24 protein-coding genes are annotated in these 25,127 nt (G+C 24.7%); 1 reads left to right on the forward strand and 23 read right to left on the reverse strand.

Annotation, left to right across the window (positions count from 1 at the left end):
* Window positions 1-69: 69 nt before the first annotated feature.
* The 20 genes from SGLAD_RS02855 to SGLAD_RS02950 all read right to left on the reverse strand — a co-directional run bounded on the left by SGLAD_RS02855 (window position 70) and on the right by SGLAD_RS02950 (window position 20,349).
* The gene (locus tag SGLAD_RS02855; RefSeq protein ID WP_134297538.1) at window positions 70-999 is read right to left on the reverse strand and encodes an ABC transporter permease; all 930 of its coding nucleotides are present in this window, start codon (window positions 997-999) and stop codon (window positions 70-72) included.
* A complete protein-coding gene (locus SGLAD_RS02860) occupies window positions 989-2,794 on the reverse strand; it encodes an ABC transporter permease (protein ID WP_134297539.1) in 1,806 nt (601 codons plus the stop codon). Before SGLAD_RS02860 ends, SGLAD_RS02855 begins: the two co-directional genes overlap by 11 nt.
* Window positions 2,781-4,322: an ABC transporter ATP-binding protein gene (locus tag SGLAD_RS02865; protein WP_134297540.1), complete on the reverse strand. Its 1,542-nt coding sequence runs from the start codon at window positions 4,320-4,322 to the stop codon at window positions 2,781-2,783. The genes SGLAD_RS02860 and SGLAD_RS02865 overlap by 14 nt, the downstream gene beginning before the upstream one ends.
* Window positions 4,323-4,409: 87 nt before the next feature.
* Entirely contained in the window at window positions 4,410-4,934 is a 525-nt protein-coding gene (locus SGLAD_RS02870; protein ID WP_134297541.1) for a hypothetical protein, read from the reverse strand.
* Window positions 4,935-5,008: 74 nt separating this feature from the next.
* Window positions 5,009-6,886: a dihydrolipoyl dehydrogenase gene (lpdA, locus tag SGLAD_RS02875; RefSeq protein WP_134297542.1), complete on the reverse strand. Its 1,878-nt coding sequence runs from the start codon at window positions 6,884-6,886 to the stop codon at window positions 5,009-5,011.
* A gap of 13 nt (window positions 6,887-6,899) precedes the next feature.
* Window positions 6,900-8,210, reverse strand: coding sequence for a dihydrolipoamide acetyltransferase family protein (locus SGLAD_RS02880; RefSeq protein WP_134297543.1), 1,311 nt, complete (start codon window positions 8,208-8,210; stop codon window positions 6,900-6,902).
* 18 nt (window positions 8,211-8,228) lie between these two features.
* Window positions 8,229-9,221 carry an alpha-ketoacid dehydrogenase subunit beta gene (locus SGLAD_RS02885; protein ID WP_134297544.1) on the reverse strand — a complete coding sequence of 331 codons (993 nt, stop codon included), beginning with the start codon at window positions 9,219-9,221 and terminating at the stop codon, window positions 8,229-8,231.
* Window positions 9,221-10,279 (reverse strand): pyruvate dehydrogenase (acetyl-transferring) E1 component subunit alpha, encoded by a 1,059-nt coding sequence (gene pdhA, locus SGLAD_RS02890; protein WP_134298406.1) that lies wholly within the window; start codon window positions 10,277-10,279, stop codon window positions 9,221-9,223. The genes SGLAD_RS02885 and pdhA overlap by 1 nt, the downstream gene beginning before the upstream one ends.
* Before the next feature lie 68 nt (window positions 10,280-10,347).
* Window positions 10,348-11,343 (reverse strand): lipoate--protein ligase, encoded by a 996-nt coding sequence (gene lplA / locus SGLAD_RS02895; protein WP_134297545.1) that lies wholly within the window; start codon window positions 11,341-11,343, stop codon window positions 10,348-10,350.
* A gap of 124 nt (window positions 11,344-11,467) precedes the next feature.
* Window positions 11,468-12,457 (reverse strand): aldo/keto reductase, encoded by a 990-nt coding sequence (locus SGLAD_RS02900; protein ID WP_134297546.1) that lies wholly within the window; start codon window positions 12,455-12,457, stop codon window positions 11,468-11,470.
* 77 nt (window positions 12,458-12,534) lie between these two features.
* Window positions 12,535-13,167, reverse strand: coding sequence for a hypothetical protein (locus SGLAD_RS02905; protein ID WP_134297547.1), 633 nt, complete (start codon window positions 13,165-13,167; stop codon window positions 12,535-12,537).
* A 151-nt stretch (window positions 13,168-13,318) separates the two neighbouring features.
* The gene (locus tag SGLAD_RS02910) at window positions 13,319-13,651 is read right to left on the reverse strand and encodes a hypothetical protein (RefSeq protein WP_134297548.1); all 333 of its coding nucleotides are present in this window, start codon (window positions 13,649-13,651) and stop codon (window positions 13,319-13,321) included.
* A 470-nt stretch (window positions 13,652-14,121) separates the two neighbouring features.
* Complete coding sequence (locus tag SGLAD_RS05545; protein ID WP_134298408.1) at window positions 14,122-14,388, reverse strand: GntR family transcriptional regulator; 267 nt, start codon at window positions 14,386-14,388, stop codon at window positions 14,122-14,124.
* 36 nt (window positions 14,389-14,424) lie between these two features.
* Entirely contained in the window at window positions 14,425-15,276 is an 852-nt protein-coding gene (locus tag SGLAD_RS02920) for a PfkB family carbohydrate kinase (protein ID WP_134297549.1), read from the reverse strand.
* Window positions 15,277-15,351: 75 nt separating this feature from the next.
* Complete coding sequence (locus tag SGLAD_RS02925) at window positions 15,352-16,125, reverse strand: hypothetical protein (protein ID WP_134297550.1); 774 nt, start codon at window positions 16,123-16,125, stop codon at window positions 15,352-15,354.
* Between the two features lie 15 nt (window positions 16,126-16,140).
* The gene (locus tag SGLAD_RS02930) at window positions 16,141-16,656 is read right to left on the reverse strand and encodes a hypothetical protein (RefSeq protein ID WP_134297551.1); all 516 of its coding nucleotides are present in this window, start codon (window positions 16,654-16,656) and stop codon (window positions 16,141-16,143) included.
* Window positions 16,657-16,756: 100 nt separating this feature from the next.
* Window positions 16,757-17,548, reverse strand: a complete 792-nt coding sequence (locus tag SGLAD_RS02935) for a Pr6Pr family membrane protein (RefSeq protein WP_134297552.1) — start codon at window positions 17,546-17,548, stop codon at window positions 16,757-16,759.
* Between the two features lie 243 nt (window positions 17,549-17,791).
* Window positions 17,792-18,022 (reverse strand): S1 RNA-binding domain-containing protein, encoded by a 231-nt coding sequence (locus SGLAD_RS02940; protein ID WP_134297553.1) that lies wholly within the window; start codon window positions 18,020-18,022, stop codon window positions 17,792-17,794.
* Between the two features lie 418 nt (window positions 18,023-18,440).
* On the reverse strand, window positions 18,441-18,893 hold the full coding sequence (locus tag SGLAD_RS02945; RefSeq protein ID WP_243831609.1) for a dual specificity protein phosphatase family protein: 453 nt from the start codon (window positions 18,891-18,893) through the stop codon (window positions 18,441-18,443).
* Window positions 18,894-18,951: 58 nt separating this feature from the next.
* Window positions 18,952-20,349 (reverse strand): glycoside hydrolase family 1 protein, encoded by a 1,398-nt coding sequence (locus SGLAD_RS02950; RefSeq protein ID WP_134297554.1) that lies wholly within the window; start codon window positions 20,347-20,349, stop codon window positions 18,952-18,954.
* Window positions 20,350-20,552: 203 nt separating this feature from the next.
* Between SGLAD_RS02950 and SGLAD_RS02955 the strand changes: the two genes are divergently transcribed.
* Complete coding sequence (locus SGLAD_RS02955) at window positions 20,553-21,788, forward strand: DUF2130 domain-containing protein (protein WP_134297555.1); 1,236 nt, start codon at window positions 20,553-20,555, stop codon at window positions 21,786-21,788.
* Between the two features lie 32 nt (window positions 21,789-21,820).
* Here the strand turns inward: SGLAD_RS02955 and SGLAD_RS02960 are convergent, their stop codons facing one another.
* The 3 genes from SGLAD_RS02960 to SGLAD_RS02970 form a co-directional block, all read right to left on the reverse strand.
* Window positions 21,821-22,594 (reverse strand): SDR family NAD(P)-dependent oxidoreductase, encoded by a 774-nt coding sequence (locus SGLAD_RS02960; protein WP_134297556.1) that lies wholly within the window; start codon window positions 22,592-22,594, stop codon window positions 21,821-21,823.
* Window positions 22,595-22,609: 15 nt separating this feature from the next.
* Window positions 22,610-24,031 (reverse strand): glycoside hydrolase family 1 protein, encoded by a 1,422-nt coding sequence (locus tag SGLAD_RS02965; protein WP_134297557.1) that lies wholly within the window; start codon window positions 24,029-24,031, stop codon window positions 22,610-22,612.
* An 88-nt stretch (window positions 24,032-24,119) separates the two neighbouring features.
* Window positions 24,120-24,905, reverse strand: coding sequence for a MurR/RpiR family transcriptional regulator (locus SGLAD_RS02970; protein WP_134297558.1), 786 nt, complete (start codon window positions 24,903-24,905; stop codon window positions 24,120-24,122).
* Window positions 24,906-25,127 lie beyond the last annotated feature (222 nt).

Below are 25,127 nucleotides of genomic sequence, written 5' to 3' on the forward strand. Positions count from 1 at the left end.
TTCCTCCTTTTTTTATATCTTACATTATTATTTAAACACAAAAATAAGAAAAAAAAAGATAAATATATTTTATCTTTTTGCTTGATCATAAACTTCTCCGATACTTTTTGGAGGTTTTGAAAATTTCGATATAGACATCATAGTAATTAATGATAAAAAGAAAGGTAATATATTAAATAAACTACTATTATTTTTTATTCATTGGTTGTTTGAAATATAAAAGATTCTTTCACCAATTGTAAAGAATAATGCAAATATAAATGATGCAGTAACCGTAAATCTAATTTTTCATTGTCCAACTATCATAATAGCTAACGCAATAAAACCAAAACCATTTACTGTCCCAAAGAAATTCCCATTATTTTTTATAATTACAAAACAAGCTCCTGCTAATCCAGCTACCATACCACTTACTAATACAGCTACACAGCGATATTTAATAACATTAATTCCAGCAGCACTAACTGCATTAGGGTTTTCTCCTGATGCGATATGTCTTGATCCAGTTCTTGTAAAAGAAAAATAAAGTCCTGAAATTAAGGTGATTAATATTGTTATTAATAAATAAAAAGTAAAAATGTTTTGCGAATTAAAAAATGATATTATTGAATAATTTGATGTTATTAGTGTTCCATTAGATTCTGTTCAACCTCTAGTTGTTGTTAAAAACAAAGCAATACCTTGTGCAAATAAATTTATAGCTGTTCCAGAAACAATTTGGTCTGCTTTTAATTTTATTGATGCAAAAGCATGAAATAATGCAAATATACTTGCAACAATCATTGCAAAAATTATAGGAATAATTTGTAAAGCTGTTGTGCTATTGATTTTATATAACTTACTTCCAACAATAGCATAAGATAATGCTCCAATCACCATCATTCCATCAATACCAACATTAATAATTCCAGAGCGTTCTGAAATTAATCCTGCTAAAGATGCCAATGAGAAAATGACAAAATAAATTGATATAGTTTCTAATATTAAATTAGTTGACATATTTTTTTGCCACCTCTTTTCTTTTGTTAAAAAACTCCACCCTGTATTCTACTTTATCTTTTTTATCACTTGTATTTTTTTTCAAATTTTTAAATTCTTTTTTTAATATATTTATTTCTTGTTTTAAGTTTGTTAAATTATTTTTGTAGTTAATTTTGAAAATAATTTTTTCTTCTAAATATTTTTTGTACAATTCAAAATTATTTTTTTCAAAATCTACTTTTAAATTTTTTATTTCTTTTTTTCAATTATCTAATTCAGAATATTTTTTAATATCATTAACTTTAATATTAAGTTTATTAATTGAAGAAACATAATTATTAAATAATTCTAATCTCTTATTATTCAAAACTTTTTTATTTTTATTTTTAAATCCTTGAATTGAATATTTTTTAAAATTATTTATTTCATCATCAAAAATAATTTTAAAATTATTTTTTTCTTCTCTAATATGATATGATAAATTATTTTTTATTTCTTGTTTTGTTAAATGATAATCTTTTTTTATATCCTTTTGATTCTTTAAATTTTTAATTTTATTTTTTATTTCTAGTAACGCTTTATTTTTTTTAATATTTATTTTTTCTTTTCTTAAAGACCATATTTTTGAAATACAATTTGATCATTTTTGTTTCAAATTATAATTATAAAAAATAAAATAGTTTCTATAAATATATTCATAGATTTTGAGTTTGAAAAATAAGGCAGATACTCCAGCTCCATAAGTTATCGCACCAAACACAAGCATTGAAACATCTTTTGATAATAATGAGAATTCTATTGATTTTGCAATTCCCGAACCATTTTTAAGCATCGCTCATAAAAATGCCACTGGCAAGATTCCAAAAACATTACTAAAAGCTACAAGGGCAATTGGTATTGCGTCAAACCCGATTGTTGGAAGTTCTGAAATTTTTCCTGTTGTGATACTCAATTGGATAGTCATATAGTATATAAAACCACCCATACTTATAAATAAGCCTTGAAGTGCAGTTGTTAAAATTATATAAAACTTAATGTTTATTCCAGCATATTTAGCAGCAGTTGGTTGAGAACCTGCGACTCTAAATTTATATCCATAAGTTGTCAAATTAATTAAAATATAAACTAGTGCCACTGAAACTAATGTTAGTATAAAACCTAGCAGTCAAGTGTTTCCACCAATCGAAACTCAATTAGTATTTAATTTTTCAGTAGAGTGATTTACACTTCATTGTCAATCAACTCTGTCAAATATTCAATTTGCAAAAATTCATACAATTCAATTTAACATAACTGTTGTTACAACTTCGTGAATATTAAAAGTAACTTTTAATATTCCAGAAATAAGTGATACAGCAATACCAGAGAAAATAAATATCAAAAATACATTTATTACAAAAATATTATCAACATCTTTAAACGATATTCCACTACTTGTTGCTTTATTTCCGATTGCAAGAACACTTAAAATCATTCCTATAACAGCTTGACCGGTTCCTCCCATATTGAACAAACCAATTTTAAATCCTAACGCCAATCCAATCCCCATTAAAGCATATGTAGAAAAATAATTTATTGTGGTTGGTAAAAAAGTTTGTGATGTATTTTTTAAAGAATAATTAATAGAAGAAAATATAAATGCAAAACCATTTGCTCCATTTGCAAAAATAATTATTATTCCAATAATAAGTCCAAACAAAATTGAGTAAATCGAAGCCTTAGCAACACTTAATTTATTTTTAGTTTTTTGCGAACTTAATGAGTTAATAATTTTTTGTTTTCCAACTCATAACTTAGTATTAAACTTTTTCATTTACTTCTCCCATCATCATTACACCAATTTTATCAATTGATATTTCTTCTCCAATTAATTGACCGATTGTATTTCCTGAATTTAAAACAACTACTCGATCAGCTAATGCTAAAATTTCTGATAATTCATACGATACTAATAAAATTGCTTTTTGTTTTTCTTTTGCTTTTAGGATTTCAGAATGGATAAATTCAATTGAACCAATATCTAATCCACGAGTTGGTTGAAAAATAATTATCAAATCACTTTCTCGTTCTAATTCTCTTCCAATAATTGCTTTTTGTTGATTACCTCCAGATAATTGCCTTGCAATCGCAAAACCAGATTGTGAATTTCTTACATCATATTTTTCCATAATACTTTGCCCATACTCTTGAACGGCATTAAAATTAATAAATCCATATTTACTAAACTTTTTTGTAGAAATATCTTGTAAAACCATATTATCAATTAAATTATTATTTAAAACTAATCCATATTTATGTCGATCTTCAGGAATATGACTTATTTTATGTTTATGATATCTTTTTGAAACAGAGCTTTTATTAATCAATTCTTGATTTACATAAATATTTCCTTTTTTTATTTTTGTAAGACCAGTTATTGAATTTACCAACTCAACTTGACCATTTCCTTCAATACCAGAAATAGCAACAATTTCACCTCTTGAAATTTCAAGAGAAAAATTTTTCAAAGCTTCAACTTTATGATTATTTTGATTCATAACTGTTAAGTTTTCAATTTTTAAAACTATGTCTTTACTTATCTTTTTATATTGGTTTTGTACATAATTAACTTCTCTTCCAACCATAGCTTTTGCGAATTGATCGATACTAGTTGATTTAACATCAAACTCACCAACAACTTCACCATTTCTTAAAACTGTTGCAGAATCTGCTACTTTTTTTATCTCTGCCATTTTATGAGTAATAAAAATGATTGTTTTTCCATTTTGTTTTAAGTTTTTTAAAACTTCTAAGAATCCATCAATTTCTTGTGGAGCTAATACAGCTGTTGGTTCATCAAATATTAAAATATCAGACTCACGATACAAAGCTTTTAAAATTTCAGATTTTTGTTGAGAGGCCACACTTGAGTTTGAAGGTTTTTTATTTAAATCAATAATTAAATTATATCTATTCATAATCTTAGTTATTTTTTTTATTGTTTTTTGTTTATTAATAAATAAATTAAAGTAAGTTTGTTCATTTCCTAATGAAATATTTTTTCAAAAAGGATAAATATCTATTAACTTAAAATGTTGATGTACCATTCCAATTCCTAAATTATTTGCTTTAACAGGATTTGTAATAATTTGTGTTTTACCATTAACAAATATTTCACCAGAAGTAGGTCTATATAATCCAAATAAAATCGACATTAATGTCGATTTACCTGCACCATTTTCACCAATTATTGCATGTATTTCACCTTTTTTAACTTTTAGATTGATATTGTTATTTGCAATAATTGTTTTATTAAAGATCATAGAAATGTTTTTCATTTCAATGGCTAAGTTTTTGTCCATAAATCCTCCAAGGCATTCTATTATTATTAAAACATAAACTATTTATTTTCTTTTATTAAATAAAAAAAAATTACTATTAATAGTAATTTAATCTAATACAGTATTTGTTAATTCTTCTAAAGCATCTTTCTTAGCTTTTGTTCAAAAATCAACAGCTAAAAATTTATCAACAATTCTTGTAGAAATGTGTAGGTCTTTAAAATAAAAATTTAATTTATTAAAACGAATACAAATATGACCGATAGTTATTGCTAAAAAATCATATCCATCTTCAATTAATTCTTTTCCTGTTTTATCTCTAAACTCAGGATACCCATAAGTTTCAAACATAGCTCTACGCATAGTTTCAACACCAGGATCATATCATTCATTAATTATATATTCTTTTAAATCTCTAATTTTTTGTTCGCCTTCTTCACCCATGGCTTTTCAAACTTTAATAACATTTTCTTCAAATATAGGAGCAAATTTTCTAATTCCTTCATCTAGTGATGGATAAAAAACTTGAAATGGTTGAGCGCCTTCAACTTCAACGTGTGCTAAAAACCATGGTTCTGAAAATGATACTACACCGATTTGTTCAGAACTAATTTGATATATCTTTTCACTCATAATTTAACTCCTTTTTAATGTCTTAATTATATCACAATTAAGACATAGATTTAATAATTTAGTGTATGAGCGTTTTAAAAATTAATTGGTTTTCCAGTTTCTAAAGCTTCAGCTGCTTCTCAAACAGCTTCACTTAAAGTCGGGTGTGGATGAATTGCTTTTGCTAATTCTGAAATTGTTCCTTCTGCTTGAATTAAAGTTGTGATTTCAGAAATCATATCGGTTGCTGTATTTGAAATAATATGAGCTCCAATTATTTGTTTATATTTAGGTTCACAAATTAATTTTACAAAACCTGTAGTATTTCCATCAGCTAATGCTTTTCCGATTGCAGCAAACGGAAATTTAAAAGCTTTATATTCAACACCTTCTTTTTTAAGTTGATCTTCTGTTTTTCCAATCATTGCAACTTCTGGGTGTGTATAAATACAACTAGGCACACGATTATAATCCATTATTAAATCTTCAGCTTCGTTGTTATTTAATCTTCTTGCAATTCGATTAGCAGCAATAAGTCCTTGATAAGAAGCAACATGTGCTAACATCATTTTTCCTGTAACATCACCAATTGCATAAACTCCATCAATATTTGTTTCACAATATTCATTTGTAATAATATGATTTCTTTCATTTTTTTCTAAACCAATATTATCAAAACCAGTTGTAACTGTTTTTCTTCCAACAGATTGCAAACAATAGTCTGCTTCTATAGTAAAAGTTTGTCCATCTTTTTCATAAACTACTGAGTTGTTTTTAAACTCTTTAGTTGAAGCTCCTGTAATTATTTCAAGATTCCCACGATTAATTAATTCTTTTGTCATTTCTTTTGTAACATCACTATCTAGCATTTCTAAAATAGTTGGTAAAAATTGTAAAATTGTCACTTGTGTACCTAATCTTTTATATACGCAAGCAAATTCAACCCCTATTACTCCCCCACCAATTATTACTAATTTTTTTGGAATTTTTGGTAAAGCTAACGCTCCTGTTGAGTCAATTAAAAAACCACTTTCAACAGCTTCTTTTGCACCTGGCAAATTCATAGAATTCGGAACACTACCTGTTGCAATTATTAAATTATCACATGTATATTTTGTATTGTTAACTTCGATTGTGTTTTTGTCAATTGCAACTGCTTCACCTTCAACAACACTAATTTTATTTTTTTTCAATAAACCTTTTACTCCAGATGTTAATTTTGAAACAACATCATTTTTTCTTTCTTGAATTAATTTTCAATCAGCTTTTACATTTTTTGTATCCACTTTAATTCCGTACTTTTCAGCCTTAATAATTTGTTCATAAAGATCTGCTGATTTTAACAAAGTTTTTGTAGGAATACATCCAATATTTAAACATACTCCACCATATTTAGCTTTTTCAACAATTAAGGTTTTTAATCCTAATCTAGCACACTTAATTGCACCAACATATCCTCCTACTCCAGCACCAATCATAATAACATCAAAATGATTTTCAAGATTACTTGATTTAAATTTAGGAGCTGGTTTAAGATTTTTTGCATTACCTTGTACTATACCTGGATGACTTGGTTGATCTAATATTTGAGTTACTTTTTCAATAACTTCAACTTTTGGTGCTACATTTCTTAAACGACCTCTTTTTAATAAATCATTTGAAACAGGAGTTGCTCCAACTACTGAAGCGTTTTCTTCTGCAGGTTCTTCTTTTTTTAGAGAAACTTCACTTGAAGCACTACCATCATCAATTTCAATTACTACATCTCCAACTTTAATTTCTTGACCATTTTTAATTAGGATATTTGAAATTATTCCATCAACTTGTGCATAAATATCTGAGTTAACTTTATCTGTTTCAACATTAAAAAGTGCATCTCCACTTTTCACTTTATCTCCAATTTTAACAAAAACCTCAGTTACACTTCCTTCTGTTAATCCTTCTCCAATATCTGCAAATTTTACTTTAAACATATTCAATTCTCCTCTAAACTAATAATATTGCTGGGTTTTGTAGATAATAAACTACTCTTTGTAAAAATCTTCCAGCATCAGCACCATCAATTACTTTATGATCTGCTGTTAATGAAAATGGCATAAAATCTCTAATTTCAATTTGATCATTAATTACACCAGGAGCTTTTGTGATTGTTCCAATTCCTAAGATTGCAGATTCTGGGTAGTTAACAATTGGAGTTGCATAATCTAAACCAACTGATCCAAAGTTAGTCACAGTAAAAGTTCCTCCACTCATTTCACTCATTGCTAATTTTTTATTTCTAGCTTTAGTAGCAAGATCGTTTATTTTTACAGCTATTTGTAAAACACTTAATTTATCTGCACTTTTAATAACAGGTACCATTAATCCATCTGGAGTATCACAAGCCATTCCGATATTTATTTGATTTGCAAATTTGATCGCTTTATTTTCTTCATCAATTCTTACGTTTAAGTTTGGCATATCTTTTAATGATAATGCAGTTGCTTTTATGATAAATGCTAAATAAGTTAATTTAACTTTTTGAGTTTCTGCAAAACCTTTTAATTGATTTCTTAAATTAACAAGTTCTGTTATATCTACATTTTTTAAACCAGTAAATCCTGCTGCTTTAGTATGAGCAACATCCATTGCTTTAACTGTTGCTTTTCTAATTGGATTCATTGGTGTTGAATTAAATGATAATGGTTCATTAAACTCAGGAACTTGAATCAATGGATTAGAAAAATCAACAACTTGTTTTGTAACTTGTTTTGTTGGTTGAATATTTGAAACTGCATTTAAACTGGTTGGATTAGCTTGATAATTTTGTATATCAATTGCTAAGATTCTTTGATTTGGACCTGTTGGTACTACATTTGCTAAATTGATTTTTAAATCAGCTGCCATTTTTCTTGCTAATGGTGTTGCTTTAATTAATTTATTATCATAACTTTGTATATTTTCTGCTTCAATGTTTGAACTTTCAACATTGCTACTTTGACTAACAACTTCTACTTTTTTATTTTCTTCAACAATTGCTTTAGTTGGTTCTTCTTTTTGTGAAGAAACTTCACTTGAAGCACTTCCATCATTAATTTCAATTACTACATCTCCAACTTTTATTTCTTGACCTTCTTTTATAAAAATTTTATTTATTATTCCATCAACTTGTGCGTAAATATCTGAGTTAACTTTGTCAGTTTCAACATTAAAAAGTGAATCTCCACTTTTTACTTTATCTCCAACTTTTACAAAGATTTCAGTTACACTTCCTTCTGTTAATCCTTCTCCAATATCTGCAAATTTTACTTTAAACATATTTAATTCTCCTCTATTTTAAAATTTGAAATTTAATACTTCTTCAATTTTTGCATATATTCTTGTTGGATTAGGTTGGTGATATCCTTCACCAGAGTCAAAAGGAATAACAATATCATAACCTGTACATCTTGAAAGTGGTGCTTTTAAGTATTCGAAGCATTCTTCATTAACTGTTGCAATAATTTCTGCAGATACTGAAAATGATTTTATTGCTTCATGAACAACTAAAAGTCTTCCAGTTTTTTTAACAGATTCACAAATCATATTTTTATCTCAAGGTTTAATGCTTCTTAAATCAATTAATTCAATTGTTACATCAGGATTTTTTTGTTCAAACTCTTCAATTGCTTTTTGACAATCAACAGTTTGTGCACCATAAGTTACAACAGTTAAATCATTTCCATCTTGAATTTTAAAAGCTTCTCCAATTGGAATAGTATAAAAACCATCAGGAATTTCTTGTTTAAATGCACGATAAAGTTTTGTTGGTTCAAAAACAATAACTGGATCTGGTGATTCAATTGCTGCTAAAATTAATCCTTTTGTATCATAAGGAGTTGAAGGACAAACAACTTTTACTCCTGGAGTATGTGCATAAATTGCTTCCATAGCTTCTGAGTGAGATTCTAATGCTCTTATCCCTCCACCCATTGGCATTCTAATTACTGCAGGACAAGGATATTTTCCTCTAGTTCTATTTCTCATTCTTCCAAGATGACCTAAAATATTTTGTAATGAAGCTCATCCTAAACCTTCAAATTGTAATTCAACAACTGGTTTTAACCCGTTAATCGCCATTCCAATTCCTAAACCAGCAAATAAAGCCTCGCTAATCGGCGCATCAAAACAACGTTCCTCACCATATTTTGCTTGTAATCCTTCAGTGGCACGAAAAACTCCACCTTCATATCCAGCATCTTCTCCATAAACTATAACTTCATTTCATTTTTCCATAGCAACATCAAGTGCTTCAGAAACAGCTTTTACATTATTTAAAACTTTTGGCATTAGTGATGACCTCCTTTAGCTTCTGGGTGTTTTTCAAAAAACGCTTTTGCTTCATTATATTGTTTTTCTAACTCAGGAGTTTTTGTTTCATAAATAAAATTAAACACATCTTCTAATGGATAATCTTTATTTTTTTCAGCATAATTAAACTCTCCATTAATAAATTCATCTTGAGTTTTGTCTAACTCAGCTTGTTTTTTTTCATCTCAAATTCCTTTTTCAATTAAATAGTTTTTTAATCTAATTAAAGGATCTTTTGTTAAAGCTTCTTGAAACTCATCTTCAGGGCGATAAATTTTTGGATTATCAGAAGAAGAGTGAGCTCCTAGCCTATATGTATCAAACTCAATAAACACAGGTCCATTACCACTTCTTGCAAATTCAATTGCTTCTTTTGCAACTCCATAAACAGCAAAAAAATCATTTCCATCAACTTTAATTGAAGGCATTCCTGAAGCAATCCCTTTTACAGCAATATTTAAAGCTTTTGTTGATTTAGCATAAGGAGTTGAAATTGCTCATTTATTATTTTCACAAATAAATATAACAGGTAATTCATGTAACTTAGCAAAGTTCATTGCTTCATAAGTTTCTCCTTCGCTCATTCCTCCATCACCAGTTGTTGTTAAAACAACTCCATTAGTTTTTTTGTATTTTTCTCCAAACGCAATTCCTGCTGCATGTGAATATTGAGAACCAATAATAATATTTGGGGGTAATAAATTAATTCCTTCAGGAGATTTTGCTCCGTACTCATTTCCCATTCAATATAACATGATATTTCTCATAGGCATTCCAGTTGTCAATCATGCTGCATTATTTCTATAACCAGGAACTAATCAATCTTTTCCTTTTGTCATTGCATATGCATATCCCACTTCTGTTGCTTCTTGACCAGTTGAAGATAAAAAAGATAATAATCTTCCTTGTCTTTGAACTTTATTTTGAAACTCATCTTGTCTTCTTGATAAATTCATTATTTTATAAGCTTCAATAACTTCTTCATCTTTTAATTTTGGCATTAATTTTTCATTAATGATTTTTCCATTTTTATCCATTATTTCCAATCTTTCATTTTTTAATGGATCAAATTTATTTAAATATATTGTTTTCACGATATTTCCTCCTATTCAATTAATAAATCTAAGATATCTTGAACTTCAAAATTACTTCCAAAAATATCTTTGTAATCAACTGATTCAATAATTTCTTTAATAGAACTTGCTTTATAGGGGACACCAATTAGTTTTTGCTCTAATATGTTTGTTCCTGCATAACCTAAAAAGTCCCCATAAATTTTTAAATCTTTGATTAAATTATCTTTAACATTCATATAAATTTCAAAACTACCTTTTCCTTCAAGTCTAGTTTTATTCACATAATCAAAGTTTGCATTTTTTGTAAAAGTTCAATTTGGATCTTGATATTTTTTTTCAAATAATTGCTCTATTGATTTTAAATCATCTTGATCAAGTTTTAAATTTTGAACTTCTTGTTGTTTTTCATAAGTTTTAATTAATTCGTTTCAAAAATCTTTAATTTCAATTTTATTTTCAACTTCTGAGTTAATATTTGTAACTCTTGCTGTGATTGAAGCTATATTTTTTGAAAGAATTTTTGCACGATCAACTGTTAAATATTTTGCTAATTTGTCTAAATTAGCATTGAATAAAATTGTTCCATGTTGTAAAAAACGATCTTTATATTTTCACATTGCGTTTCCTGAAATTTTTTTTCCATTTAAAGCAATATCATTTCTACCTGAAAATTGTGCATTTACACCCATTCTATTCAAAGTACTAATCACAGGTTCTAACATGTTAGCAAACATTGAAACCCCTTTATTTTCTTTATCAGTATAAATAATACTAAAATTCATATTTCCTAAATCTTGAAATACTGTTCCTCCTCCAGTATTTCTTCTAATAACATTAACATTATCTTTTTCTGCTGCTTGTAAGTTTATTTCTGAAGCTGCATTTTGATTTCTTCCAACAACAATAGTATTGTCGTTTTGTCATAAAAATAAAATTGGACCAACAAACTTATCACTTGTAGTTAGATATTCTTCTGTTGCTAAATTATATTTAGGATTAAAACTATTTGATTTATAGATATACATTTCTTATTACCTTTCTATTATTCATAAATATTATAATCATTTATTTTAAAATATATTTTTAAAACTATGAAAAAAATATTCATAATTTCAAATTAAAAAAATCAGTTTTGTTAAACTGATTTTTTTAATCTTTATCTATTGCTTTTTCATGTATTTCACTATAACGGTGACCAACAATTTCAATTTGATCTAAATGTTTTTTGATTTCTTTAAGTTCAGAATCACTAAATTTAATATCACTAGCACTTAAATTTTCATCTAAACGATCTAACTTTCTTGTTCCAGGAATTGGAACTATAAAGTCTTTTTGATGCAACAATCAAGCAAGAGCAATTGAAGCTGGAGAAGTGTTTTTTTGTTTAGCAATAGTTTTTACATAATCTACTAACTTCATATTAGCTTTTAAATATTCAGGATTATTAAATCTTGGTATTGTATTTCTAAAATCACCTTCACCAAAAATTTGATCTGGTTTAATTGTTCCTGTTAAAAATCCTTTTCCTAGTGGAGAAAACGGTACAAATCCAATATTTAATTCTTCTAAAACTGGTAAAATTTTTTCTTCAGGTTCTCTTCAAAACATAGAGTATTCACTTTGAACTGCAGTTAGTGGGAAAATTTTATGAGCTCTTCTTATTGTTGAAGCACTAGCTTCACTTAGCCCTCAGTATCTAATTTTTCCTTGTTCTTTTAGTTCTTTCATAACCATTGCAACTTCTTCAATTGGAACATTTGGATCAACACGGTGTTGATAAAGTAAATCAATATAATTTGTTTGTAACCTTTTTAAACTTCCTTCTACTGCTCTTAAAATATTTTCCCTAGAAGAATCTAGTCCTACAACCTCATTATTTTTGTATTTAAAACCAAACTTTGTTGCAATTATAACTTCGCTGCGACAATCTTTAAATGCTTCACCAACTATTTCTTCATTTTTAAATGGACCATATATTTCTGCTGTATCAAAAAAGTTTATCCCTTTATTTTTAGCTTCTTTTAAAAATTCAATCGCTTCTTCTTTTTTTGGAAATGGTGGAAAAGATAAACTAAACCCCATTACACCAAGTCCTATTTCTGAAACTTCAAGTTGATTTGCTAACATTCTTTTTTTCATATTTTATTTCCTTTCATCTTAATAATGTTATTTTAAAACATTGACCTAAGACTAAGGCAAGACTTTTTTAAGTTTTTTTACAAATTATCTAAGATAAATTCTGTTTGAATATTTAATCCAATTTTTGCATTATTAATTTTATTTATAAAACTTTTATGATATTTTTTAGGTAAATAATTTAAAAATAATTTTAGGTTATGGTCTAATCAATCAAAATTGTATTGTCCATTTTTAAGTGATTCTAACAATATAAAGTTAAAATGCATAACTTTATTTCTAAAATCTTTTAATATATGTAAGTCATTTATTTTATCTTTCCTTAAAATATTATTAGACATAATGCAAAATAATAATTGTGATCAGCCGTCTTTGTTTTCATTTTTTTTAATAATATTAAATTTTTCAAACACACTAAAATCATCTATATCATCACTTTCAATATATTTATTATTTTTGATTATATAGTTATCAAAAATGATTGCTTTTAAATGATCTTCAATATTTGCAAAGAATCGATATAATATATTTTTTATTCTCTTGTCATAAATTATAATAGCTCTAACTTGTTTATAATTAATTATTGAATTTTTAGTTAAAATAGATAGTATGTTTGAAATATACAGATAAGTTTTTAAACCTCTTATTTTTTTGTAATCATTAAAGTCATTTAAATCTTCATCATCAATTATTAAATTTCTTATTTGCTCCATAATTTATCCTCGCTATTAATAATATTTTAAATATTATTTTTGATTAATGTAAATAAAAAGTAGAATTGCTTCTACTAGTGGCATAAGGTAATCATATTTGTCAAATAAGAATCTAATTCACTTTTGTGAACTAGTTAAATTATAAACTATATTAGTTAAATTTCTTATTTTTAGTGTTAAATTTTATTAAAAATTTTCGATTCTTAATCGCTTCAATTTCTTCTTCATATTCTGTGATTAACATCCCAATTCTTTCAAGTAATGAAATAGATAATAGAAAATCTTTTTTATTATTTTTTAAAAATTTTTCACTTAAGCAAAATCAATCTTTTTGTTTATCACATTTTATTAAAACTTCTGGAAATTCTTTAATCATAAAGTTAGAAAAATGTTTCTTTTTTTGATTAATTAATTTATTAATTTCTGTATCACTTAAATACGTTTCATAAAGTTTATATTTACAATTAAACTGATTATTTGTCATAAGTCCTCCCTATTAATAAATCGAAAGATTTTTTTAAAAATTTAACATTTATTTATAATACTCAATAAAACTTCATTCAAAGTTATCATAATTGTAATAACTTTCACGATATTCAATTAATTGTTGATTAACACTGAACAACATTCCTTTGTCTAAAACTAAATTATTATTTTCAAGTTCTAATGCTAAATCTTGTCAAAGATTTTTTTAGATATCGCAATAATTTTTTTTAAAGAAAAACCAATTGTTGTTTTTAAGTTATGAACAAGATATTTTAATAAGCCTTCTTGATTTAAGGTTTTTTCATCAATAGAGTTTTTTAATAAAGAATCACTTATGTATGACACTTGAATAATAAAGAGTTTTTCTTTTATATATCTTTTTACATAAATTATATGAACATAGTCTTCATAATAAAACTTTGTTAAATCTCTTAAATTTGTATCAACTTTAAATTTACCTTTATAGATTTAGCAACTTTTAGCATCAAGATATAAATTTGAAAATGAGAATAAAACATTATATTCATTTTGAAGTATTTTATAACCTTTACCTTGATAAGCTTCAACTAATTTGTTTTCAATTAATTTATAAAATGCTTTTCTAACAGATTGAATTAAAACTTTAAATTTAGTTTTTAAAGAGTTTTCGCTTGGTAAAAATCCATTTTTATCAAATGTTTTTAATCTTATAATTTCTAATAAATATTCATAAATTTCTTCTCATTTTTTAATAATAACTACTTAATAAAAAAACTATTTATAAAATGAATTTTATAAATAGCATAATGCTCCTTTGCCTTCAACTACTTTTTTTGCAAACTTATTTGCAAATTCAATTGCTTTTCCCATATCTTCATAAACATAATTTTTTGGCAATTGACTGATTAGAGCACCAATAAACGCATCTCCAGCACCAGTTGTATCAACAACGTTAGTTGATTTTATTACAGAGAAATTGTCTCCTCTACCATCATGATAAAATTCAACACCGTTTTCTCCCTTAGTCATTAAAATGTATTGTTGTTTATAATCCATAAAAAAGTTTCTTTTATATTTGTTTAATATTAAAAACTCTTCTTCACTAAGTTTAACAATTGAAGCATACTCAATAACTTCAAAAGTTTTTTTAGCAAATTCTTCTTCACTCGATCATAAATCATCACGATAATTTGGATCAAAAACAACAGTTTTATTTGCTAAAAATAATTCTTTCATAATATCAATATAATTTGGATAGCAATCGTTTAACATTCCAAATGCTGAACCAAAATGAGCTAAATCAATTTTACTAATATCAACATTAACTTTATTTCTCATATCCATTTTAATATCAAACTTAAAATTTCTTTCTCCACTTGGTTCTAAACTAACAACAGCTGTTGAAAGATTTGTATCATTGATAGTTGTTACAAAATCAGCTTTAATATCTTGTTGAGTTAAAAAATCTTTAATTATTAATGAGTTCTTATCATCTCCGACATTTGAACCAAAATAAACAGTATTATTAGAATTATATTTAATTGCAACAGCTGCATTAAGTGGTGCTCCACCAATTTTTGCACTTTCTTTGTCACCATCTTTAAAAACATCCATTAATGCTTCACCAATACATATTATATTCATACAATTTCTCCTCTAATCTAAAATTATTTTACACTTATTTTTGGAAAAAAATTTCAAAAAAAAAATTAAAACTTATTAAATTTCCATTTCATAAGCTCTAATTCTTGATGGTTTTATTCTTTTGTTATTTCTTGCTTCTAAATATGGAACAACAATATTTTTATATTTTAAACTAACTTCGTTAGTAATTTGTTGATAAATCATATCAAATGCAAGTGAATTATAATTAAAATGATTTAACAAAATATTTGTATAACATCTTTGAAATTCTTTATCTTTTGCTCTTTCAATAATTTTATAACTATATTTAATCGTTTTAAGTCCATAAATATTTGCAAAAATATTTACAAAATCAAAGTATTTATTTAGCTTTTGAAGTTTTATATTCATATCCACTTTATCTTCTTTTAATTTAAGCATTTTATTCATTATTGGCATAATAAAGTACATAATATATCTAAATCAGTCTTTAAAGTTTTTCATTTTTACAAAACCTAAAAAAAATATAATTTCAATTTTTTGATTAAATAAATTGATTTCTCTTAATTCTTCAACAGACATTTCTCTAATGTTTTGATTATCTAAATGAATTGGTTGGTTATAATTTATTACTAGAGAGGTTTCAAACTCACCTTTTCATTTCGTTTTAGCATTAATACTTATTTCAAAAAGTGGATGACTCATTTTAAAATTATTTGATTGGATATCTTTTGCTAAACATTTTAGTTGTGAATAAACAACTTCTTTAATTGTTTTTCTTGGTAAAAATCAATTAATTTTTATAACTACCCATGCTTCTCTTGGATCTATGGCTTCTTTGCATAGGATGCAACTTTTTTCTTCATACATATTTTTTTAACTCCTTTATAAAAATAACGGCAAGAATTCAGATAAGAACTTTTTAAAATTATTGAAATACATATAATCTGCTATTGTTGTTGATTGTTCAACAAGATTTTCATATTTTAAAATCTCTACATAAATATTAATTTCATTTTCATCTAAAGAATCTATGAATCGAATTGGATTTGATTGCATAGAATTTTTCATCATAGTAAGACCCATATTACTTTCTTTAGTTGAATAAAAATCAATTAAATCTTCTATTTCTCTTGAGTCTTTATTTGTAACATCAATTTCTCATGATTTTGTTTTTTTATTATCTACTTTATATAAAAACTCATTTTTATTAAACACAATAAAAAAGTTTATAGTTTTGTAATTATTATTAATATAACTTATTTTATAAACATCATTAATAATTCTTGTTTCATTTTTTGCTCTAAAAATTCCTTCTTGAGGTTCATAAAACTCAATTTGATCACATTCAGATTCTGAAAGTAATTTGTAGATTGATTTTAACATATTTTTTATATCCACATTCTCACTCCCTTAATAAAATAATTTTAACATTTTAATAGATTAAATATAACTACTAAATAAAAAAACAATTTATTATTAAAAATAAATTGTTTTAAAATTAGCGATTTAAATTTTTATAATAGTTTTTTTGAATAATAAGATTGCTAGAAAAGTTGTATAAATAACTTAAACCAATCATTAGACCAAGAATTCCAACAAAAGTCATAAAGAAAATTGCTATACCAGGAATTCCACCCACTCCTTTTTTATCATGAACATTTAAAAAGAAATAAGGATAGAAAAAGTTTTTCTCTTTTAATTCTCCATTAACCATCTCATAATATTTGTAAATTCCATTATTTTCAGATTGATATCTTAATTCTCCTCTGATTAATGCAAATATACAATATATAAAAATAATTAAAAATTGAATATAAAATTTTTTTAAAAAGAATTGATTTAATTCAACTTCTTTTTTTCTAGGCATTAAGAATAATACATAAACTATAAATCCAATTGGCATAAATACGTGGTTATAAATATTCGAAAGCTGAGGAATAACTCCTGTTGGAAACCCTGAAATTGGAATTAAAACTGCATTATAAACTAACATTGTAACAGTTATACAAGTTAATAAAGTACTTGCAGTTGTATAGCTTGTTGCTTTTGTTAGTCCTTCTCTTTTGTATTGAATTGCAGCAATTATAAATCACACTTGACAAAATACATTTGAAAGTAAAGTAAAAGTTGTAAAATGTTCTATTGTTAATAATTCAATGCTTCCATGATATTTATTGTTTAAATCAGCTTTATCAATTAATCTTCAGATTCAATATCCATAAATACTTAAAAATGAAAGAATGATAAATACCATTTTATAACTAAATAATATTTTTTCATATTTTTTCATTATAAATCTCCTTTAAAAGTTATTATAAATAATTTTTAATAAAAATAACTATACTCTAAAATTTTTTTATAATTTAAATAAAATTTTACAAAAAAAATATCTATTACTAGATACTTTTTTACTTCCAAAATTTTTCGCTATATTGATATGATTTATAATTTAAATTTTGCTACTGGTTTTATAAAAGTAACATTCTTTTAAATTTTATTTTTTATAATATATTGAAAAGTTATTTAGTTTAAACTAAGCTTTTTTCAAAGAAATTTTAGCTTGTCCTTTTTCATCATCAACTGACATTACATATCCATCAACTGATTGACCGATAGATAAGTGGTTACTTACGTTTGATACGTAACCATCAGTAATTTCTGAAATGTGAATTAACCCTTTGTATGTTTTTCCATTAAGATCAACATCACAAAAAGCGCCAAAGTTAACGATATTTGTTATTGTTACTTTTACAATTTGTCCCATTTAAAATTTAAACTCCTTTACATAAATACTATATAGTAAAAAGATGAAATAATAAATAGATTTTTGATTACAATTTAAAATTTTTTTAATTCATTTTAAGTTAATAACATAAATTGTAGTTTACATATATTATGTATAATCCTACAAAAAATAAGGTTTAACAGTTTTTGATATAAATAATTATCTAAGAGAACAAATTTTTAGTAATTATAGTAATAGCAAATTATCGTAACATTCAACTTGATTTAAAATAATTTATTAAAAAAATAGTTATTTATATTTATTAGCAAGCATGAATGTAAATAATTTTTATTTTAAGTATAAATTAAAAAATATTATGGCTTATTGCAATATTGTTTTAACCACTAAATGTAATAAGTAGTCCTACTAAATATATCGATTACATAAAGATTTTAAATTAGTTTTTTTTAAAATTATAAGGAAATTGATTTATTAAAAATTCTTGTCATCCAGGATTAGCACGATGATAAGGATAGATTTTTCAAAATTGACTTTGACATTCTTCATATGTATTTCCATTTAAAAGCTTATTTCTAACCATATACATAAACACAATTGAAGGACTTCGATTTATTCCTCAAACACAATGTACATAAATTACTTTATTATTAATATTATTTTCGATAGTTTTTAAAGCATCATCCACTAAATCAATATCAATGTCTTCATATATTGGAAAATCCTCAAAATTATAGTATTTAATGTCATTTTTTGCATCAAAACTAACTTGTAAGTTAGAGTTTTTAATATACTTTTTAAAAATTTCTTGAGCACAACTAATTCTTAATTGTGTTTCTTTAGGAGCACTTTTTTTATCTCCTAAAAATAAGTTATTCATTATTTTTCTCATATTTTTCTCCTTAAAAGTATTGTATCTAAAAAAACCCATTATAAATGGGTTTTTTAGTTTAAAAATCACTTCCATTGTTTTCAATTAAAGTTTTATATCAAAAGAAACTATCTTTTGGATAACGTTTTAAATCTTTTAAATCAAATTCATCACGATTTACATAAATAAATCCGTATCGTTTTGAAATACCTTCATGAGTTGAAACCAAATCAACAGCACTTCAAGGACAATATCCAAGCATCTCAACTCCATCATCAATTGCTTTTGCCATTTCTGAAATATGCTGATTATAGTATTCAATTCGATAATCATCATGAATTTTAAAATCACTAGTTAATACATCTCTTGCTCCAATTCCGTTTTCAGAAATCAATAATGGTAAATTGTAGCGATCATATAATTCTTTTAAAGTATTTTTTAACCCTATCGGATCAATTTCTCAACCAAATTGAGTTTTTAATAAATTTGGATTTTGTACTGTTTTTCCATAACCAGGAATTTCATACCCTTTTTGTTGATCGTTTAAATTAGTATTTTTTTCATCAATTCCCATATGTTCAACAGTCGATGATGAATAATAGTTAAATGATATAAAATCTGGTTTTGCGCTTCTTAAAATAGCTAAATCTTCTTGACTTGGATTAAAGTTATATCCTTGTTTTTTTAAAAAATTTAAATAAAACGGGTTATAACTTCCACGACAAATTACATCTAAAAATGTTCAATTCCTTAACATAGAAAAGTTAAATTTGGCATTTTGATCTTCTGGTTTTGAACTTGCAGGATAAACAGCGCTGATATTAGGAGCTGGACCAATTTTACCATTAGGAACAATATCTCTAAAAAGATTAATTACTTTTGCTTGTGCCATATTTAAATTATGTAAAACATCAAATTTAATACGATTTCATTCTTCTAAGTCATCAACCATATTTATAACATGACCTGATAAAATCATGACATTTAATTCGTTTATAGTAATTCAATATTTAACTTTATCTTTAAAACTAGTAAAAATAGCTTTTGCAAATTTTAAAAATCCTTCTGTTGTTTCTTTTGCTTTTCAACCACCAATTTTATTTAAATTATCAGGTAAATCAAAATGATACATTGTTACAATTGGTTCTATATTGTATTTGATTAACTCATCAATTAAATTGTTATAAAATTCTATTCCTTTTTGGTTAATTTCGCCATTACCATCAGGAATTATTCTTGTTCAAGCAATTGAAAATCTATATGCTTTTAACCCCATTTTTGCCATCATTTCAACATCTTCTTTATAGCGATGATAATGATCAGAAGTTACTTTAAAATCTGTTATGTCTTTTGGGTAGTGTTTACCAATAAAATCCTGAACACTTAACCCTTTTCCATCAACATTATATGCTCCTTCAAATTGATAGGCACTTGTTGAAGCACCTCACAAAAAATCTTTTGGAAATTTTGAAATCATATTTATTCCTCTTTTCTTAACAATATTATTATCTAATATTTTTTTTAAAAAATACTTTCATTATTAGAAAAAATTTTCATTTTTTAATGTTATTATAATCTTGTATTTATGCAAAAAACAAATAATTAGTTAAGTTACAATTGGTTATTACATTTAGCTTATTTACAAAAAAAAAAAAAAAATTAAAGAAAGGAGTTTCAAATATGGAACTTAATTTTACATGTCCAAAATGTCACCAAACTATTACAGAAAAAGATTTTAACGGGAGCGAGACTAGTTTAAAAAATTTACATGATTTTTTAGAATCTAAAAAACATGAATATCTTGAAGAACTAAAAAAAGAACTAAAAAGTCATTATGATAATCAAAAAAATGCAGAAATTACAGCTGCTCTTGCTAAACAAAGTCAAGAATTTCAAACAGAAAAAAATAAATTAGAATTGTTTATCAATGATTTAAAATCAAAAAATGATATAGAAATACAAAAAGTCAGAAATGAATTAGATGTTGAAAATGCTAAATTAAAAGAACAAATTCGAAATTTTGATGAGAAATTAGCAAGTGAAAAAGAGCAAGCAAAAATAATTGCTATGCAATCATTTCAAAAAGTTAAAGATGACTTAAATACAGATATATCTTTAAAAAATGAAAGGATTACAAGTTTAGAAGCTAACTTAAAAATTATAGAAGCTAACAAAAAACAAGAAATTTTAGAAGAAAAAGAAAACTTACGATCACTTTTTGAAGTTCAAATAAGAGATTTGAATGATCAAATTTCAACTTTAAAAGAAGCTAATTTACAATATAAAGTTATTCAAAATAAAACTAAAGGAGAAAACTTTGAACATGACGTTGAAGGAGAATTAAGAAAAGTATTTCCAGATGATGTTATTTCAAAAATTACAAGTCAATCTCAAAAAGCAGATTATCTTCAATCTGTTAAAGATAACGATGTAATTGTTGGAAAAATTGTTTATGAAGTAAAAAATGCTTCATGAAGTAAAACATGAGAAAAAAAATTAATAGAAGACACAGTTAAAGAAGGAGCGAAATACGGAATTCTAGTTGCAACCAGTTTCAATGATCAATATCGAAACATTCCTTTTAAAGTATCTGATGAAAATCCTAATATTTTTTTAACAGATGCAGATAGTTTTGCTTTTGTAGGACATATTTTAAGAATTTTAATAAAAACTGAAGCGAAGTTAAAAGAAAAATATACAAATGAAAATAACAATGAAAGAGTTGAAGCTTTTAATACTTGAAAAACAACATCTTTTGTTACAGTTTCTAAACTTTTTGAAGATCAATTTAAAAGAATTGAAGATTCAGAAAATGCAATAACTAATAAAATAAATGAAATAAGGATAGCTAGAGAAAAATTGTTTGGTAATTGAAAAACAGTTATAAAAAGTTTTATTGAAGGTTTAAATTTATAATAATAAAATCACAAGTAATATTACTTGTGATTTTATTTGTCTTTTTGCATTCTATAGATATGACTTAATATTATTTTTTGAGGAATTATTTTTACTAATAATTTATTAAATTTATTAACTATACCTGTTAATAAAAAATCTTTTGAATTAGTTTTAAGAGCTTTTTTTAAAGTTTTATTGACATATTTTTCAACTCTCATCCCGTGTGATTTATTTATATTTTTATAATCACTTCTTAACCAAAAATCAGTCTTAATAGGACCAGGACAAATTGTAACTACTCGTACTTTTGATTTTAGTTTTTTAAATTCTGTATTTATTGCTATACCTAAATTTAAAACATAAGCTTTTGATGCAAAATAACTCGAAAACATTGGTCCCGGTTGAAAAGCAGCAACACTTGCCACATTTATAATTCTTCCTAAATTATTTTTATAAAAATTTTTAGCAAAATGCTTTGTTATATAATGAAGTGATTTAATATTTAAATCAATCATATTTAATTCTTTTTCTAAACTTGTTTTTAAAAAACTCCCTCAAACTCCATAACCTTCATTATTAATTACTAATTGAATATCAAAATTTTTACAATTCTCAATCATATTTTTAACTTGATTTAAATCACTTAAATCATAATTTCATTTTTCAAGAATTATGTTTGTAAAATTTTTATTTAAATTATCAAGAGTTTGAGTATTTCTTGAAACTGCAATAACTTTATAGTTTTTAGCAAGCAAGTATTTTACAATTTCATACCCTATTCCCTTACTTGCTCCTGTAACTAATGCATAACCTTGTTTTTTCATAAATTTATTTTAATACTATTTTGAAATAAATTCTTTATAAATTAATTTATTTAATTCGATTTCGTTATCTTTTTCAATAGTATTTTTTATTCAATAACCAGATTTTTTAATTTTTCTTTCTAAATTATTTAAATTGATAGCAACAAAACCATAGCGATTTTTATATGCATTATTTCAACTCCAACAATCTGTAAAACTTCAAAGGTGATAACCGAAGCAATTAGAACCTTCTTCAATAGATTTGTGCAATCAATAAAGATGTTCTGAAATAAATCTTATTCTATAATCATCTTCAATATAAATTGATTTATTAGCAATACTTGATTCTTCTTGAACTCCCATACCGTTTTCAGAAACTAATCATTTAATATTATTATAATTATTCTTTAAGTTAATTGCAATATCATATAGTGCTTTTGGATATATTTCTCAACCTCTAGATTCATTCATAATTCTTTCTTTTCATATATAATTTTCAAAAAATTTTTCTAAACCATCACTTTCATTATTAGTTGGTTTTTTGAATCTTCTAGGTTGATAATAATTTACACCTAAGTAGTCAACCGTGTTGTTTTTAATATCCACAATTTCTTTAATTTTATAATGAGGTGATAAATTGTTATTATTCAATAATTTTAAAAATTCTTTGTTATATTCACCTTTTACAGATGGATCTAAAAAGGATTTGTTATAAAAATAATCTGCGATTTTAGATGCTTTTAAATCTTCTTCGTTATTACTAGAACTATAACAAGGAGTCAAATTTAAAATAACACCAATTTTTTTTTCTTTCTTATCTTTGAAAATTTTTTTGAACTCTTTTATTGCTCTAGCGGATGCTACTGTAATATTAAAACCAACTTGTATAGCTCTTTTTAAATTTTTTATATGTGGATAATGATTTCCCTCATAATAACCACACTCAGAATGAACTATAGGTTCATTGAAAGATGCTCAATAATCAACTAAATCCCCAAATTCTAAAAAACAAGCTTTTGCATATTTTCTAAATTCTTCAATTGTATCTTTATTTTCTCATCCACCTTGATCTTGTAAAGGCATTGGTAAATCGAAATGATAAAGATTTACAATTACTTTAATATTTTTTTCTTTTAAATAAGTGAAATATTTTTTATAAAAATCAACACCTTCTTGGTCTAATTTTTCAAAAGGGAATTTATTAACTAAACGTGTTCATTGTATTGAAGTTCTAAAACTATTAAGTTTTAGATAACTCATTATATCTATATCTTCTTTAAATTTAAGATACATATCATTAGCTACATCATTTCCAACTTTTTCAAAAAATTGTTCTGGTTCTTTTTTGAATCATTCATCCATTAAACTATATGATTTTTTATTTGTTCATCCTTCTGTTTGAGGTCCGCTTGTTGCTGTACCTCATCAAAAATCTTTTTTAAATTTAAAATTAATCATTTTCTTCCTCCAAAAAAATATTAACATTAGAAAAAAAATAATTACTATATTAATGTTTTTAAAAAATATTTACAAGTGATGAAAATATTTACTTTTCTTTTATTAACAAATAGAGAGCATTTGTAAAAAATATTTCGGAAGCTAAAAAATTTACTCTATTTTTTATATTTATTTCAGAATTGTAAGCAAAAATAACTACATCAAATTTATCTAAATATTTTGATTCATCATTTCCTGTTAAACAAACAATTTTTTGCTTATTATCAAGTGATATTTGAATTAATTCATCTAAATAAAAAGAAGAGTTAAGTGTATAAGAAAAAACAATGTTTACTGCTTTTTTATTTTTACTTTGTTTTATAAAAAAACGATTAGTATCTAATTCCGATGAATAGACAATATGTATATTATCGTTTAATGTTGAAAATAAGTAAGCAAAATATTTTTGAGCAATTGTATTTGTACCAAATCCGATTAAATTTATCTGTTCAATATTAAAAAAAATATCCTTCAATTTTGATTTATTTTGTAATAATTGTTCCATTATATCGTTAATATTAACAGTTAATAAATTTTTTAAAATATCAATATTTTCAGAAAAATTAAAATCATCAAGTTTTTCATTTGATGAACTATTTTTATTACACAATAATTTGCTAAACTTTTTTAGTTCAAATTGAAATTCTTTATAACCTTCAAAACCAACTGTTTTACAAAATCTATTTATAGTTGTAGGAGATACAAAAGTTTCTTTAGAAAGATTCGTAATCGACATATTAGAAACTAAAAATATATTATCTAAAATAAACTTTGCTATAAATGAATTTGTATTTTTTTGAGATCTTAATTGCTCTAACCTACTAATTAATTCCATACTTTTCCTTTCAAAAAAAAAAAAAAAAACACTTTTTATAATTTTAACAATTAATTAGCGTTTTTAAAATAATTAATAAATTACTATAAGTGTTATGATTATTGCTATTGCAATAATATAACAAGGTATAAAAGATAAATATATTAGCTTTTTCTTACAATTAATATATTTATTATAAACTTTTTTTAAAAATTCTAAAACAAATCATATTAGAAAAGGTAA

The organism is Spiroplasma gladiatoris (genome assembly GCF_004379335.1).
GTDB lineage: Bacteria > Bacillota_I > Bacilli_A > Mycoplasmatales > Mycoplasmataceae > Spiroplasma_A > Spiroplasma_A gladiatoris.